Source organism: Bartonella sp. AP331QHHD (assembly GCF_042195905.1).
Lineage (GTDB): Bacteria > Pseudomonadota > Alphaproteobacteria > Rhizobiales > Rhizobiaceae > Bartonella.
On record NZ_JBHIPG010000051.1, the window covers coordinates 1 to 17,035 of the forward strand.

A 17,035-nucleotide genomic window follows, 5' to 3' on the forward strand; every position below is an offset into this window, starting at 1 on the left:
GGCTCAAATCATTTCTATACAGGATTTAAACATTCACTCCCTTGGCGATTTAAGCATGACTGGTGGCCAATGGAGCAGTGGTGGATCGACGACGGTGATTGTCGGTGGTTCTGCTACGTTTGGTTCATTAGTGCTAGAGAGTGACCATAAGGAGACATTGGAAAAAGGGCATTATAACGCCCAAAGCAGTGAGCACCGTTTGACAGAAGTCAACAGTGATGGAGATTTGACCATTGTCACAGGTGGTGAACTTAACCTTGAGGGAAAGTTTAAAGCCAAGGGCAATGGTGATTTCACCAGTGGTGGCGCTCTCAACGCGATTTCAGAGCAAGATTTTAACAGTTTTGATTTGGATCTGAGGGGCAAAGAAGGCGACAAATCGAAGCAAAAGAATAAGTTTCGTCAACAATCAACAGAAGTTACTACAAACAAAACCACGATAGAAACAGAGGGCAACCTCTCCATGCATGCGCAAAATGGGGATCTCACGCTTGATGCCATAGGGGCAAAAAGTGGTGGTCAGACGCATTTGGCATCAGATACGGGAAAAATCAAGTTTCTGACCAACAAGGATCAAGATTTTAAGGACGTTTATCAGCGTAATGAAAACCTTGTGTGGTGGAGTGAGAGCGATAAAGGTTACCTTAAGGAGACCATCGAGCATGTCACCATAGATGCTAAGGGTGGCATAAAGCTTGATGCGGGTGATGGCTTTGTTGTTGAGTATCAGGCAACCGGTGATTTAGACAAATCCCTTGAGCAATTGTCTCGCTCTCCAGGCATGGCATGGATCAAGCAACTGCGTGATGATCCAGAATTATCCAAGCAAGTGGATTGGCAAGCAGTTAAGGCTGAATTTAAAGACTGGGATTATAAAGCCCAAGGGCTGACAGAAGCCGGTGCGGCTCTCGTGGCATTGGCTGTCACGGCGGTTACGGGTGGAGCAGCCTCGGGCGCTGCCAGTGCCATTACCGGTGCTTTGGGGCTTGGCTCGAGCACCGCCATGAATGCGGCGATACAGGCTGGTGTCCAAGCGCTGATTAACAAAAGCGCTGTGGCTCTTGTCAATAATCGCGGCAATATTGCCGGCGCCTTGCATGAGCTTGGCTCTTCAAAGAATGTTCTCAGCATTGTCTCGTCGATGTTAACGGCGGGCTTAACCAGCCAACTAACCGAAATGGCTGGTGTTGGGCAATCCTTGCCCAAAACGGCTCCTCTGGTTGATCGCATCACCCGTGAGGCGGAAAAGAACTTGATCAAAGCCGCCATTGGCACAGGCGTTCAAACGGCTCTTGAGGGTGGTTCTCTTGACAAGAACTTTTTTAACAATCTGCGCATCGCCCTGTCTGATACGGTTGGCAAATCGTTGGCGGAAGAAATCGGTACCGCCAAGGCAGAAGGCAAAATAGACACGGTCACGCAGATCGTTGCCCACGCCGGTCTTGGCTGCTTAAAAGGCGCTGTTGCGAGCGGTGCTTGCACAGCCGGTGCTGTGGGGGGTGCTGTGGGTGAAGCCACTGCTATGCTCCAGTTTCAATTGTGGGTGCAAGGCATTGTGAAAGAGGAAATGGGGGACCTAAACGGTCGCACCCCAACTCCGGAAGAGGAAGCGCGTATAAACGCAAAGATTGATGCGCAGTTTGCTGACTTTAGAGACCACACCATTGATGTTGCAAGGGCTGCTGGGGGCGTTGCCGCTGCCCTTGCCGGTGGCAATGTTGATGCCGGCGCTGATGCCGCAGGTAATGCCGCTGCAAATAACTACCTCAGCAGTGCTCAACAAGCTCAGATGGAGAAAGAATTAAAGGAGTGTCCTGACTTTTTATGTGCAGCAGAAGTGTCTGCGAAGTGGACTGCGATTAGTACAGGGCAAGATATAAGCTTTGCGGCAGGTATGGTAGCTGGTGTACCGGCTGAAATATACGATACGCTTGATGGTTTTTTCCAAATAGCCAAACATCCCGAAGAGACTTTGAAAGCGCTCAAAGATTTTTTCAGCAGTGGTGAGATTTTGGCGACAATTGGTCAGACCCTTGGACAGTCCTATGTAGATCGCATTAATAAAATGGAGGAGGAATATGAGCGAGCCGGTGCTGGTGGATCCTTTAAAGCTGGACTTGAATTTGGAAAATTATTGACTGAAACAGCATCCCTAATGACAGGAGTTGCTGGAGCAGCCAAGGGAGGCATAAAGCTTGGCGAAAAGGCTCTGGCTAAATTTGCTGCTAAGACTGAAGAAGCAGCTGCAAAAGCAGAAAAGGAAGTTGCCCAATCAGTTGGAAAAATTGGCTCTGAAGACAGTGCCAAGGGTGAAATGTCTCAAAAGCCTTCAAAAAGCAATAGCAATCGTGAAACACTCGAAAAAAATAAGGAGCATCATGACGGAAAGCGTACAGAAGAAATGCAAAAATTACAGGAAGCAGGATGCACAACATGTACGCAAGAAGCATCGTTTAAAAAAATAGTTGAGAAACCTGATGGTAAAGGAGGGACAAAGGAAGTTGCAATAAGATCCCGTCCTGATATTCTCTATATAGAGGATGGTGAATTAAAAATTGTTGAGGTAAAAACGGGGAATGCTGGTCTAACCGAAAACCAAAAGATTTTGGAAAAGGAGTATAAAACAGGAGATGCGCAACCCACAGGAGATGTTGTTTTAAAATTCCTTGAGAAAAACAAAGAAAAGCTAAATAAATATCAACAGGAACTCAGCGATTTTAAGAGAGATTATAAAGGAAGTGCAGAAAAATTTGAGGAAGCATTAGATGATTTTAAGAAAAATTGGCCTAAAGAACAACTGGGCAAGGGTTGGGGGAGACCGATAAAATACGAAGTTATTCGTCATCCGAGCCGTTTAACAGAGCTTCTTGCACAAGGAAAGTGATTCATGATGCAAACTAAAGATGTCACAGAGATTTTAAAAAGACTGGGCTGGGAGCCTTATCGTGATAACGTGGGGGATACTTTTGCGCATTATCATCTTCCCGATCGCATTGTCGGTATTGGCTATGGTGTAAAAAATTATGGAGAGAGTGGCAAAGAGTTTTTGCTTTCGGCTGATCTCACCACCGCTGCTTATTGTCTTGCTCGGGAATATTCTAGAGGTGAAAAATCACAGCGTAAATATGGAGATGTGCTGTTTTACGCGAAGGAGGATTTTAATGTTAAAGCTCCGGATCTTTCCGAAAGCCATATCACAACCGCTTTAAACAAAGTGATTGCATGGGCGCAAGCACAGGATATTGAAAAAAAGTTGTGCGAGGAAGCTACTAATCATTCTGCCGTTGCACAAGCATTACTTGGTGATATGGAGGCTTTAAGGAGTGATAGATCTACCCCAAAACTATCTGTGCCAGAATTTGCTGATTATAAAACAATGACATCGGATGATCGCCTGCTTTTTTTTGCACAGGCCTATAAAAATGGGGAATTAGACGATATTCTAACGCGCAAGAAGCCAAAACAGCGCTCGATAAGTCTCACAGCAGCAATGCGCGTTCTTAAAACACAAGGGTGGTTTTCAACGGAACCTGGAAAAATGTGGTTGATTTTGCCCGACCGCTTTATTCAATTTGATTTTGGTTTTATACGTCTTCATGATAATTACAATGTCCGTATTGAAGCTGAAATATCTAATGAAATGATTTCTGTCGCTTGCAATTGTATTCACTATAGTAAGGAATATTGGTGTGTTTCTCCTAAAAATATTTATAATTCTTTTAATACGATTGGGGGGGGGGTTTTTAGTGGTTTTGGTAAAGGCATTGATATTTGTGTAGAGACATTAGATGAGCAAGAGCTTATCAAAATCTCTGAGCGGATAATACAGTGGGCACGTGCCCAAGATTTACAAGCATCAATAGAAAGCAAAACACGTGTTCAAAAGTATAGCTACAATATACGTATAGTCTGGCATTTGGCTTGTTTAGCATTGACAGGTCAAATTGATGTTCTGAAATCTTATCAAAATTTTTTAGAAGCCGGTAAGATTTCTGAGATTTTGGATGACCGTGAAGTAGAGAGATATATTAACCATGCCGTTCAATTTGCTGAAGAATATCTGAAAATCCTTAATGAGCGAAAAGCTATAGATGATCGTCTTAGTTTACAAGATTTGTCTTTTCTTAATACAGTTTCTGAAGACTTAAAAAGGATGGACTGGACAGTCTATCGTGATAAAAATTACAATTGCAATGCTTATTTTATAACGAAAGATCGTATCATTAATATAGTGTACGACCTTGATAAAAAAGGAGAGACACCATTTGTTACCTTCAAGGTTTCTCTTTCAACACTTGGTTTTTCTACAGCTTATCGATCTATTTTCATCAATACTCCCCAATATACCGTTCTTAAAGAATCAGAAGAAGTTTATGCAGTTTCTAGTACTGAATTGGATGAAGGCAAGCTGAAACAGATCAGTGCGGATATTTTGTGCTGGGCTGATCGACAAAATGTGAATCAAATCATCTATGATTATGCGGCTTTGTCCCCAGACAGTGAATATGATTTTGCGAAGTTGCACCTTATTGCACTTATTCTTATTGGGGATGTTGAAAAACTCAAATTTTATAAGGAAAGTTTGAAGGATAAAAACTTTTCAGCTTTGATAAGGGAAAACATAGCACATATTATTGATAACGTCCTTGCTCTTGCACGCCGTTATCGGACTGGTTTTCCTAAAAACGCTCCGATTTTAAGCTTGGATCCGCAAACAGCATCTGTTGCTTCTAAAACAACTTCTGTTGAAGTGGCAGAGGAAGTGGATGAAGCGGATGACACTGATGATCGTCTCACCATGGAAAGTGCTCATGCACTTTTAAAAAGTCTAGGCTGGTCAACCGAGAAAATCAATGAGAATGACCATATGGCAAGCTATCAATTGGCTGATCGTGAAGTAGACATTCTTTATAACGACGAAATTGCCAAAGATTACCCACAATTTGATAGCGCCTTTATGATTAGCACGGGCATTCTTTCCACCGCTTGTAAATTCATTGATCCTACCTACACGGAAGATATTCCAGATTTACAGCTTAATTTTGAAGCAAAGGGTTTAGAAATCTTTGAACCAGAAGTTACTGCGGATCGCTTAAAGCAAGCACTTGATGACGCGCTAAAATGGGCGGTAACAGACATTGACCTTTCTAAAAGACTTCGCTCTGATTATGGCACTGCTCCTTGGGAAAAAGGCGCCACGTCTAAAGCAAACGATACGGATTATGCTTTACTTCATCTTGGCGCTCTTGCTTTATTGGGTGATGTTGAGACCTTACAATCTTATCAGAAAAGCTTTACGGCAGGTGATCACCTAGGCTTTGACGAGAGCATCAACAAAACCCACCTTGAACGTGCATTAGCTTTAGCCAAAGAAGTAGCAAAGGTGAAGCAAGTGAGTTACGCTTTGATTAAACAGGTGGCAGAAAAGCTTGATGATCCACAAGAGGTTACCAGCAAGGAGCAACCCCGCTCGTGGAAAGAGAAAATAGTCAATTTTATCGGAAAAAAAGACAAGAAATAGCACCTAAAAAATATCAAAAAGATTTCAGAAATTTAGAAAATAAGACGCGCTCCAAAGCCTTGATCACTAGTTGAGAAACTGAAGTGGTGGGGTTCTGATCATGGTTTTGGTGCAAGATTTTAATGAAACAACCTATAAAAAAAGATCTATAAAATTATTCCATAGATGATCAAAATCTCTTTTAATGGGCTTTTGTCTATTTTATCGGTTATGTCAGTTTATTTAACAGACGAATCTTATGATTTTAGTGAGTGATTAAAATGTGCTTTATGAAAAGCATATGATCCTTTAAGCCTTTCAAAAGATAGCTTGTAACTCATAAGAAATGCTATCAAGACCATTATGGTTATGAGTTTTGGAGGTTTAGGGGTTTTTGGGGGTTTTGGAGGTGCTTTTTACGCCCCCCCTTTACATATTTTTCAATAAAAAATAAAAGTCAATATATTAGCATTTTAGAGATACAATCTATATTAAAACACAACCTATAAATACAACCAACGGTATATTTTTGAAGGTATTTTGAGGGTTTGAGAAACATTCAAAACCTATAAGTAATATAAGAAAATGAATATATATAACTCTCTTTAAATAAAGCTTTTGAAAACAATAAAGCACTCATTTTAGATTACGGTATAATCTTTTAAAGGCAATGTAAAAAATCTAATTCACTTTAAGATGGGATTTCTTATAAGCCTTAAAGCAATCCAAAGTACAGTGTTAAAAAGTGCAAATGCTCTTTTTTAGAATAATGCATGATAAATTATTCCTTTTAAGATTATAGGTAATCAACTCACAAGATGATACGTTTAAAGAATTTACAAAAGTCCATTAAAGAGATCTTGATAACGTAATTATTTCCTATCTTAGTTTATCTCATAACAGATGATAAAATAGACTGTTAGTTAAACTAATACATAAGCGGATTTAATAAGATTGGCATGCCCATTATGTGAGCATGCTTTATAAGTTATTCAGTTTCTCTAATCTCTAGTTTTGGTAGGTTCTTAACGATTTTCATTGTCTCTAAACTTATGGTAATAACCCTCTGAAATAACTCTAGAGGGTAGGCAGGGTTGCCAACGGTTTCAACAGCATAGCGATTGGCATCATTGACAATACCACTCTTTTTATCAGTCTTGACACATTGACGTTCCATAACCCATTCAAGAGCAGGCTTTCCATTGACTATATACTCATAAGCTTTAAGAGGGATATCCGTCATGATGATATTGCTGTTGTAAAAAACAGTCGATTTATCCTTTTCCTTACTATTCCCAGAAAATTTCATTTCTGTAACGTAGTAAAATTCTTCGGGATTAGAGATATCAGTCAGTTTTGGATTACCCTTTTTAAAGGTCACTGGATAAAGCTCTACATCTTCATAATTCATGTGCAAATGACCCAGTTCACGCCCTGCTGTTACAAACTTCCAAAAATCATCAGCACTCTTTACACAAGGAATGCGAGGTAATTCTTTGCATAAATTATCAGCATAACGAGAGCGATAATCTTCCGAATGCAAAAGACCGTAAACATAATAGAATAGATCATCTTTTGTTATGGTTTCATTAGGATAAGCAGCTTTAAAATGGTCTAGACCTTCATCAGTAATAGCATCACGCTTCTGTAAACCAGTTGTTTTGTTTTCCTCTATAGAGTTTGTAAATAAATGGGATTGTTTCTCACTTTTACTTTTTGAAACCGTAGTGTCTTCATAAATATAGCGTGGAAAACATTGTCCATTTTCTATTACATGAAAATCAGATACTGTCTTAATCATAATAACAGAAAAATCTTTATTTGCTCCTATACCTGTAATTTGTATCACTCTATTTTCAACCGCTTGCCCTATAGGAAATATCCGCGGCATTTGATAAACTCTTTCATTGAAAACGCGATTATAATAAAACCACTGTCGTGTAAAAGGACGGTAAAGGCTTTGTGTGAAGCATTTTTCTTCAAGTTCAAAGATTGTTTCTCTTACCAATTCTTGTTTAACATTATGACTCCAACTGATTTTTTTGGCATTCGTATTGATAAAATCATTTACAGCCCTTGTACGTGCTTTATGATCAGCATGTACATAAGTATCATTAAAACGTTCCACTTCACTATTGTAGAATGCAATCATGTTATTCATATTTTTTGCTAAAGCTTCACGGCTTGCATTATATGCCCATGCATCACGGCTAGTGATAATTCCACAAGAAAAATTTTCAAAAATTTTTTTACCATGACCTTTTTTATCACCTTTATCACCTATAGCTAAAAATGATTTGAAACTGTCATCACGTTGACTAAGCCAATCCCCATGCTTATCCGGTGTAATTATTTTCCAACCTTGTTTACTTCGTGTAATGCCATCAATACTCTTAAATTCTTCAATTATCGTGAGCTTTTCTTCTCTATTGAGATAGTCTCCAATATCCCGAAAATATATCTTACCATGCAGTTGTGCATTTGGATTTTTTACGAGAATAGAGATAGCAATAGGAGCACGAGAACCTTCACCAAAAATTCCACCACTTTCTTTCTTACGTTGTTCTCCAGAAGTCCGCGCATTTCCTCGTAAATGGAAAATATAAAGGCTGCTAAATTCTTCAACGAGGCATTTTCGTAACCCATCCATAGAACTTCCATTAATAAAACCGGCATTTGTAACAAAACCAATAACACCACGGTCTTTTATACGGTCACTAGCCCAGCGAATGGCACGTATATAGCTGTCATACAGACCTCGTATAAGACTTGCTTTCGATTGAGCCGCATAAGTTTCACTGATCCGTTTATCTAAAATCGGATAAGGAGTATTTTTCGCATTATCGTTTTCACTCTTTTGTCCTATAGAATAAGGAGGGTTACCAAAGATAACTTTGATATTTAGTTTCTTTTGAAGTTCTAAATATTCACTGTTTTCTTTGAGCATACCGTCTATCAAATTTTTTTCTTTAAGCGTCTGAAACGTATCAGCCAAACCAATATGCTTGAAAGGAATGTAATCACCTTTCATCAATCCATGATAGGTTGCTTCAATGTTAATGGCTGCTATGTAATAGGCTAGCAAGACAATCTCATTTGCGTGGATATCATAACGGTATTTATATTCCATATCCTCTGGTTTGATGAGATTGGATTGTAATAGCCGTGTGATAAAGGTCCCAGTACCCGTAAAAGGGTCAAGAATAGAAACACCACGTGATCCTAGACTTTTTCCAAATTCATGACGCAACACATCATCAACAGAATGAATGATAAAATCAACAACCTCAATGGGAGTATAAACAATGCCTAATTTTTCTACTGTACGCGGAAAAGCATAACGGAAAAATTCATTGTAAAGCTCTACAATTAAACTTTGTTGTGCTTCAAGAGTGGTAATTCCACGCGTGTAAAATTGTATACTCTTAGAAATATTTTTGAGATCTTGAGATTCTTCTTTAGGAGTAACTTTATCAAGGGCATTGAGTACACGTTGTAAAGCGCAAGATACGGGATTTTCTTGAACAAACTGATGCCCCTCAAATAAAGCATTAAAGACTGGACGCGTCACAAGATGTTGCGCAAGCATTTCAATCGCATTTTGTTCGGAGATAGTTGTATTTAAATTACTACGTAATTCGGTCATAAAATCATTAAACACCTGCCGTGTTTCAGTTTCTGATTTCGTCAAAACTTCAGTTAAGCGTGCGATATGAGTTTGAGCGAGATCACCAACATTTATTGCCCATTTTTTCCAATAGCTAGGATCGTAAAATCTATTAACAATAGCAGCTTTAATGACATCTTTACATTTAGAAAAAAGGGGGAGTTCTCCTTGTTCTTCACATCTGTGAGAGGATTCATAAGTTGCTAACCCAATATTAAGTCCTGAATACTCTAATTTTGAGCGTATAGGTAAATCATCAATAACCGTGGTCGTATCTTCTAACGCAAGTTCTTGAGAAGCAGCAACAATTTCAAGAGCATCGCTTACGTCTTGTTTTTTGTGCATATGGTGAATTATTTTATTAAAGTTATCATCATGAGCACGTAAAGCATTGAGAACTTGCCAGATGACACTATACTTTTGGTTGTTTTCTAAGGCTATTTCCGGCGGAATATCAGCGGGTATCCCAACGGGTAGAATGATATAGCCTCTTTTTTTACCCTCTGCTCGACGCATTACACGTCCTATTGCTTGAATAATCTCAATTTGACTTTTGCGCGGGTGTAAAAATAGAACGGCATCAAGAGCAGGAACATCAACACCTTCAGAAAGACAGCGTACATTGGTAAGTACACGGCAGGTATTTTCCCCCGCATCTTCCTTTAACCATTCAAGTTGTTTTGTACGCTCTTTAGCACTAAAGGTTCCATCAATATGGGCAAGGGTACAGTTAAGAGGAGGAGTATCTTTATAGTTCTTATGAAGAGCGCGCAAAGATTCTTGCACTTTTTCTTTTTTGAATCTCTTGCATATGCGTTTAGAAGTCTCAATATCTTTGCAAAAAGCTAAAGCTCTACGCATGGGCTTGGGGTCATCTTCAAGATCAAGTTTCAGATCCATTTTGGTAAGGGCTCTATAACAGCCATTAATCTTGGTCCTATCGTCAAGAATAAGTTCATAATTCTTATCGGTAATAAGATGTTGAATGGATTGGCTTACTTCTTCTTCGTTGACAACTAATATGATAACTTTACAAGGTGCTAACAGCTTATCCTCTAAAGCACGTGAAAAGTTGTAAGTATAAAGTTGTTTGCCATAGAGTTTTTCATTATCCATGGACACCAAAACGTTATTGGATAAGAAAGCATTCCTTTTCAGCTTGTCACTAAAGATCTTTGGGGTTGCTGTCATGTAGAGGCGTTTTTTGCCTCGAATAATGCTATTGTCATGAACCTTGATAAATTCAGATTCATGCTTTTCTGTTCCCAACACAACACCAGTTGTTCTATGGGCTTCATCACAAATGATCAGATCAAATTCAGGTAACCCATGGGTATTTTGTGCATCCGAAATCACTTGGATAGAATGATAGGTTGAAAAGATGACCGTCATTGCATCTGCTAGGTTTTCACAAGCTTCTTTGGCAAGGGCTTTCGCATCTGTTGTAGCAGGGAGAACAAGATCTGATGTTTCCATGCCAACAATATCATCTTGGTTTTTACGACGCTTGCCTACTTTCGTATCAGAACAAACCGCAAAGGAACGCAAGGGCACTTCTGTATCAAGGGTCCATTCACGGATTGTTTGCGAAACTAAAGCCAGAGAAGGAACCAGAAACAACACACGCTTGCCTGTTCCTGCTATGGTTTCTGCTATCTTAAGGCTAGTGAAAGTCTTCCCCGTTCCACATGCCATAATCAGCTTGCCACGATCTGCTTCTTTTAACCCTTCACAGACTTTCTTGATGGCTTCTTCTTGATGGGGACGAGGCTCTTTTGTTGATTTCAGAACAACTTCTTTTTTCGTTGCAAATATTTGCCAGTCTATACGACTGTTTTCCATATGACGAAGGTCAATACGATAAACGGGTATCGCTTGTCCTTTAATCATGGCATTCACATTGTCACTTAATTCTACTTCTGTGCTGTCAACGAGAAGTCGATATTTAAAGATGTCTTTTCCAGAGGCAGCGATAAAGCTATCAATATCTTTTTTACTGATCTGATGGTCAGCTTTATAAAACTTACATTGAATAGCCACATATCCCTCTTGATTGCGAAGCTTTGCCACCAGATCAATGCCGATATCATTTTTATTCCAACCTTCACGCTCTTCAGCCCATTCATAATAGGTTTCTACCTTTTCATATCGTCCATAATGGAGAGGGTCATGCATAAGATAAGCCATGACAAGATTTTCAAACAATGTTCCCAATTCACGGGGTGATTTTGCTTGTTGACGATAATATTCTAAGAGAGAGCGTAAAGTGACGTGTTCATTATCAGAATGATGAGGGCGAAGCATAAAGAATAAACTCCATGACAATATATTCTATTGATTAATTCTCTTCAAAAGAATCAAAATGAAGCTTATTAAATCCATTTTGAATGAATAGTGTGAAAAATTCGGAAAATGCTAAAAAGCGGATAATTTTTTTTCAAAATGGGTCTTTAAGGCTGCTTATCAACAGCCCATGACATGGAATAAGATCAGCAAAGTAGTGAAATTTGCTATTCATTTCACGTATTCATCAAGATAAATGTACTACGTTCTTTAAAATATCAGAATGAGTATTTTGATAGGTTTTGTCTGTTTTTAACCCCCCCAAAACACCTACAAAACCCTCTTAGATATATATTAAAAATTGTATTTATGTGTTATGTTTAATATAGGTTGTTTATTTAAAAGATTAACTTATTGAAATATAATAACTTTTATTTTGGATTAAAAAATATATATAAAGGGGGGGGGGTAAAAAGACCCCCCAAAACCCCCATACCCCCCCCAAAACTAATGATGGGAAGTGCTTTAAAGGTTCACTGTTATATTGTTTAATGTTTTATAAGATTTCCAAATTGCCTCAGTGAGATGTCTTATGACTTTTCACTAAAGGGTGCCATTCATAACGTATGGTAGGTCGACCGCCTTGGGAGTTATTCTCTCCAGAGATTTCACGAATATAGTTACAACGACATAAAAGCTCTAAAGCTTGCTTAACGGTTTGATTGTCTGTTAAATATTTCCAATCACGTTTATAAATATCCCTTGTTGTAAAAACATCGGGTAAACAATCACAGCGTTCAACAATTAATTTTGCACGCTCTGCTGTTAATGTATCCCCCGCCGCATAAAGTCTTTTGACATGACTTAACAGATATTTTTCCCAACGCAAGGCTGTTGTAATGGCATAGAGACCAATTTCTAAACCACCACTATCAAGAAGTTCAAAAATTAACGCAAGGCTTGCTATGGTCTTTGGCATTTTTAAAAGATGCGATTGTAAGCTTTCTGAGTGAGTACCTCCTTTTGCCTCTTTATGAAGATGCTCGAACCATTCATAAAACTTCACTTGTGCTTTAGGAGAAAAACGCATAATCAGTGGTTGTTCGGGAGAACCTAAGCGTTTATCACGAAAAGAGCGAAATACCCCTTCATACTTTTGCCAGACCTCTTGATTGGGCGGTTTATCAACCAATTGCCACTCTTTATTGTCATCGGGCCAGACAATCATTTGAAAGCGTTGCAATAAACCGTCATCGTTTATTCCACGGTGTATGGCTTGAATGAGCGGAATAATGCGTGAAGGTTGAATGCCTCCAATCATGGATAAAGTGACATAAGGGATAAAAATGGTTCCACGCTCTATACGGTCATAAGTAAATTGATCATCGCCATTAAAAGCTGTTAAATAAAAGGCGCGGTCTGATTGATATTCCTTTCTTTCTAGATTGGCTAAAAAGCCAGCCAATTCATCACGCACCATTAAGAGACCACGGGGGTTTTCTTTTAAGAGTTCCCCAAGCTTTTCAACGGTCACATCATTGACGATAAAACGTCATTTACCAAGAGTATCATCATTATTTTTACGAGTAGAAACTAAGCGGTGTGCAAAGTAATTATGCAATCATATTCGCAATATTATAAAAATAGTAATCTATCATTACTTACTGATACGGAGCGCAGTATTGTAGAAAATAATTTTCTTCAATTAGCAAATAAATAAAAATACAGTTGATTAAGGAAATTTTTGCTTTGTATGAAGCACACGTAAAATACGCACAACGCCATTTGAAATATCATAAATCATGATATAATTTGGATGTACAATAAGTTCACGTGTATTTACAATTCGTCCTAAACGACCAAGAGTAGGAAATTTAACAAGTTTTTCTACTTTTTCAGATAAAAGTTGATCAAACTTTAAGGCAGCAGAAGGATTATCTTGTGATATGTATTCACGGATCTTTTTGCGGTCAACGTGTGCTACTTGTGTCCAAATTAGCTTCATAAAGTTGATCTATCGAGTTTACTTTGTGTTTTTAGGCGCCATTCCTTTGCTTCTGCTTCGATTTCTTCAGAAGATATTATATCACCTGCATTAGCAGAGTTTATCCCTAATTGAACTTGTTCCCGAAACCATAAATCGTATGCACTTTTTTCTTTTTGTTCTTTTACGATATCGCGCATATAATCGCGCAATAATTGTGCACCAGATCTATCACACGCCTTTGCTGCTTTGGAAAATTCATTTTTTAATACATCATCGACGCGAAAGGTAAATGTTGTCTCAGCCATTTTACGACCACTTAATGTGTTACAAAGTAGTTCTAATGTAATGTATTTTTACTGTTTCTTCAATAGGTACTATTAGAATAGATATTTTATATCTATTTTGCATTTTCATAGGGTTGAAAGGGACGCCCATAAATCAACGGGCTCTGATAACAACCCAGACAAAAGAGCCAGACCGGTTTCAATGCCTTCACAAATGACCAGATGTTTTGGATTGGCTTGGCTTAAATGCACCCCACCACCCGTTACAGATCCCAACATGGCTTTTGCTGGTTTTTGATCTGTTTTGCAGCCATTGTCTTTTAAAAAGGTTCTATGAATGGCAAAGGAACCAGCCCCCTTAACAAGAGCAATCAACGCGGGCAATGTACCCCCAGAGGGGTGTAGACATTTGTCGTAAAAGCGTAAATCTGTAGGCAAATCACATGTAATATCCCGCATACGTAAATAGGTTTCTGCTAAAGTATTTTTGATTGGTTGGCTTTGTTGCCAAATTGCTCTTTCTGCTTTCCTTTTTGCTTGTTTGAGATCAGCACAAAACTGTTTTGAGAAAGAGAGCGTCTGATCATAAGCTTGTTTTCCAAGCAATCCAATTCTAATAAGCGCTTGTATGATCTCTCTAAAAGAGCAGCCAGCATAACAATAGAGTAAAAGACGCCCATCATTTCCATTAGAAATAGATAAACTAGGCAGCCTATCATCATGAGCAGGGCAACGGGCTGTTCCATAACGCCCATGCCAAACCCCGCGCAAGGCACGTGTGATACCTTGCGCATTCTTAAAAGAACACATCATTGTAAATCCTATAACGTTGCGTCACAGGACGGATTGTGCTATCTCTAGGGTGATGAGTTTGAGAAAGCCTTGTCCGTCCTTACGTGACAAGGTTTTTTTTATGCCGCGTCACTTTGACGTTGCTGTTTTGCTTGCTCGATGACATTGATAAGATCCGATTGTAACCAACGGGACAAAAAACCAAATTTTAAAGGTTTTGGGAGAGAGCCATTGGTTACATGACGGCGGAATGTTGAGACACTCATATGAAGCAATTTTGCACTTTCACGGTCTGTCAAAAGAATATCATTTTCTGTCATACTAAAATCCTTTCTATCAAAAAATGGTAACAAATCATAACTATTTATTAACCACATTTTGGTTCATTTAGAAAGATGTTTTATTCATAGAAAACAATATTTTATCATATAATTTCTTATGTGATAATTTATGAGTCTTATTGAGAGAGAATGAGAGAGAAGAGAGAGAAAGTTATCCACAGATCATGGGGTTATTCACCCCATATCTTAAGATTGACCCGTGACATAAGCCGCCCATTTATCCATATAGACACGGCGCTGTTCTAAATAATCAGTACGACGATAGGCACGCTCTACTTTGCCGCCAACTGTATGACTTAGAATAGTTTCAGCGACCTCATAGGGAGCATCGGTTGTTTCAGCAAGCCAATTGCGTAAACTAGAACGAAAACCATGCGGGCAGGCTTCAAGTTTATTGTCTCTCATATATTTTGCCATACAATTCTCAGCAAGGGGAGCACGACCGGAAAAAGACAGAATGAAATTACTTTTGGAAATACAACGGGCTTGTTTAATCACTTTTAGCGCTTCAGATGATAGAGGTACGCGAAATTCTGTTGTAGCGTCACGCAAACCTTTCATATTCTCAGCAGGAATAGTCCATACATCATCTTCAATCTGATCTTCACGAATATGACGCAAAGGGTTGGTACGAACGCCTGTCAGGATAAGCAAGCGCAAAGCCAGTTGTGTTATGTTTTGTGTTTTACAGAGTAACTGATAAAAGGCGGGAACATCTTTCCAATCCATTGCAGGTCTATTAGTGGTTTTATGACGTTGTTTACCTAAGAGCGCGCGTGCTTTTTCTACTGCTTGTAAATCAACATCTAACCCTAATGCAGCCGCATGTTTGAGACAAAGATTAAGACGATTTAGTGCTTTCTCTGCTGTTGCAGCTTTTGTATGCCAGATAGGAGCAAGGGTATTGCGTATCTCTGTTTGTGTAATCTCTGAAACGGGCAGACAGCCCAATTTAGGGAGAATATGAAGGCGTAATGGTAAAAACCAATCACAAGCTTTACCATCTCTTTTTAATTCAGCTTTACGGCTTTCAAAAGCATCTAAAGCAATGTTTTTTAAATAATGAAGATTACGCATTGCCTCACGCTTTTGTTTATCGCGTTCTTTAATGGGATCACGACCCTCATGTAAAACAGCACGCCATTGGTTTGCCAATTCACGGGCTTTTTTTAAAGAGACATGTCTTAAGGCGCCCAAGCCCATTTCACGGCGCCGACCGTGAATGGTATAACGATAAAGCCATTGAGCACCACCATCTTTACGCTTATGGAGGATCAAGCCGGCACCATCATTATATTTGCCAGCTCCCAATGTTGCGACAGCCCTTGCGTTAAGACGATTCATAAGAACCATTTTCATTCCTTTCTTATACAGTTTTACCCACACGCCAGCCCCGCTTATGCCGTGCAAGCAAATGGGTTTGTTTGATTCAATATAAACAGACTTGAAATGAGAGAATCTTACGTTATTCGAGACTCTCATTCAACATACAAAACAGTGAATTATCATTATAAATCAGTGTGTTGTAGGTTTACAGAAAAAGACAAGCCGCCGCGTTTACCTTGGTTTATCAGGAGCCCCTTTGCTAATTTTTTATATTATTCAACGCCTATAACGGCAGGTCTGAATGACAGAGAGCATCATGAACATCATCTCATGGCAGAGAGGGTTGGTGGTGTTGAAACGCGCCCCGTTAATGTGAGTGTAATTTATGGGATCAAGACATGAGGAGTTGAAATGTCATTAAAACCGTTTGCGATATCAGAGATTAGCGACCCGTCTCAAGTACGGGTCGTTTTGTATTCTGGGGGAGGTTTTGTTCATGCGCCGCTTACTGGCGTTTTTGATTTACTGAAAGCCGCTTTGAAAACAGAGCTTGATGGTTCACTGAAAGATTTAGAGAAGCGCTTAGAGACCTTAAGAGAAGAGTTTGAAGATTTGAAAGAGTGTTCATTAGACGAAGTACTCTGAATGATGTGAGGACGAAAGCAGATGAAGATACCCGATCATGAACATGAATATTTGATACCGGTCGCGACGAGAGAAGAAATGATAGCAGGAACTTCTCAAGACAGCGTTGTTGTTCCGAAGCTTTTAGGAACGGCATCTTTGTATTCGTATGAAACCTTTGCGCCGTTAGAGCAGGTTGTTAATGCACGTCAAGAAGCAGAAAAAGCCATG

9 protein-coding genes and 3 pseudogenes are annotated in these 17,035 nt (G+C 39.1%); 5 read left to right on the plus strand and 7 right to left on the minus strand.

Annotated features, from left to right (window positions below; genetic code table 11):
- A partial coding sequence (locus ACFIMS_RS05570) for a DUF637 domain-containing protein (RefSeq protein WP_375696472.1) occupies positions 1 to 2,884 on the plus strand: 2,884 nt, incomplete at its 5' end.
- Between the two features lie 6 nt (positions 2,885 to 2,890).
- On the plus strand, positions 2,891 to 5,521 hold the full coding sequence (locus ACFIMS_RS05575; protein WP_375696476.1) for a DUF6990 domain-containing protein: 2,631 nt from the start codon (positions 2,891 to 2,893) through the stop codon (positions 5,519 to 5,521).
- Between the two features lie 967 nt (positions 5,522 to 6,488).
- On the opposite strand, the gene ACFIMS_RS05580 is transcribed toward ACFIMS_RS05575, so the two are convergent.
- From ACFIMS_RS05580 to ACFIMS_RS05610, 7 genes and pseudogenes are all read right to left on the minus strand, one after another.
- Positions 6,489 to 11,471, minus strand: a complete 4,983-nt coding sequence (locus tag ACFIMS_RS05580) for a DEAD/DEAH box helicase (protein ID WP_375696473.1) — start codon at positions 11,469 to 11,471, stop codon at positions 6,489 to 6,491.
- A gap of 556 nt (positions 11,472 to 12,027) precedes the next feature.
- Positions 12,028 to 13,002: pseudogene (locus tag ACFIMS_RS05585) on the minus strand (DUF3987 domain-containing protein); the annotation flags it as partial.
- Between the two features lie 180 nt (positions 13,003 to 13,182).
- Positions 13,183 to 13,455, minus strand: a complete 273-nt coding sequence (locus ACFIMS_RS05590; RefSeq protein WP_208438787.1) for a type II toxin-antitoxin system RelE/ParE family toxin — start codon at positions 13,453 to 13,455, stop codon at positions 13,183 to 13,185.
- Positions 13,452 to 13,742: a CopG family ribbon-helix-helix protein gene (locus ACFIMS_RS05595; protein ID WP_375612607.1), complete on the minus strand. Its 291-nt coding sequence runs from the start codon at positions 13,740 to 13,742 to the stop codon at positions 13,452 to 13,454. Before ACFIMS_RS05595 ends, ACFIMS_RS05590 begins: the two co-directional genes overlap by 4 nt.
- Before the next feature lie 111 nt (positions 13,743 to 13,853).
- A pseudogene (locus tag ACFIMS_RS05600) lies at positions 13,854 to 14,534 on the minus strand (virulence-associated protein E); the annotation flags it as partial.
- 98 nt (positions 14,535 to 14,632) lie between these two features.
- Positions 14,633 to 14,833: an AlpA family transcriptional regulator gene (locus ACFIMS_RS05605; RefSeq protein WP_011180791.1), complete on the minus strand. Its 201-nt coding sequence runs from the start codon at positions 14,831 to 14,833 to the stop codon at positions 14,633 to 14,635.
- 207 nt (positions 14,834 to 15,040) lie between these two features.
- On the minus strand, positions 15,041 to 16,207 hold the full coding sequence (locus tag ACFIMS_RS05610) for a tyrosine-type recombinase/integrase (RefSeq protein ID WP_375696474.1): 1,167 nt from the start codon (positions 16,205 to 16,207) through the stop codon (positions 15,041 to 15,043).
- Between the two features lie 177 nt (positions 16,208 to 16,384).
- Here ACFIMS_RS05610 and ACFIMS_RS05615 point away from each other — a divergent pair.
- The 3 genes and pseudogenes from ACFIMS_RS05615 to ACFIMS_RS05625 all read left to right on the plus strand — a co-directional run.
- Positions 16,385 to 16,582 (plus strand): annotated as a pseudogene (locus tag ACFIMS_RS05615) (phage tail protein); the annotation flags it as partial.
- 9 nt (positions 16,583 to 16,591) lie between these two features.
- On the plus strand, positions 16,592 to 16,825 hold the full coding sequence (locus ACFIMS_RS05620) for a hypothetical protein (RefSeq protein WP_375611072.1): 234 nt from the start codon (positions 16,592 to 16,594) through the stop codon (positions 16,823 to 16,825).
- Between the two features lie 21 nt (positions 16,826 to 16,846).
- Positions 16,847 to 17,035: hypothetical protein (locus tag ACFIMS_RS05625; protein ID WP_375696475.1), on the plus strand; the 189-nt coding region annotated here is incomplete at its 3' end.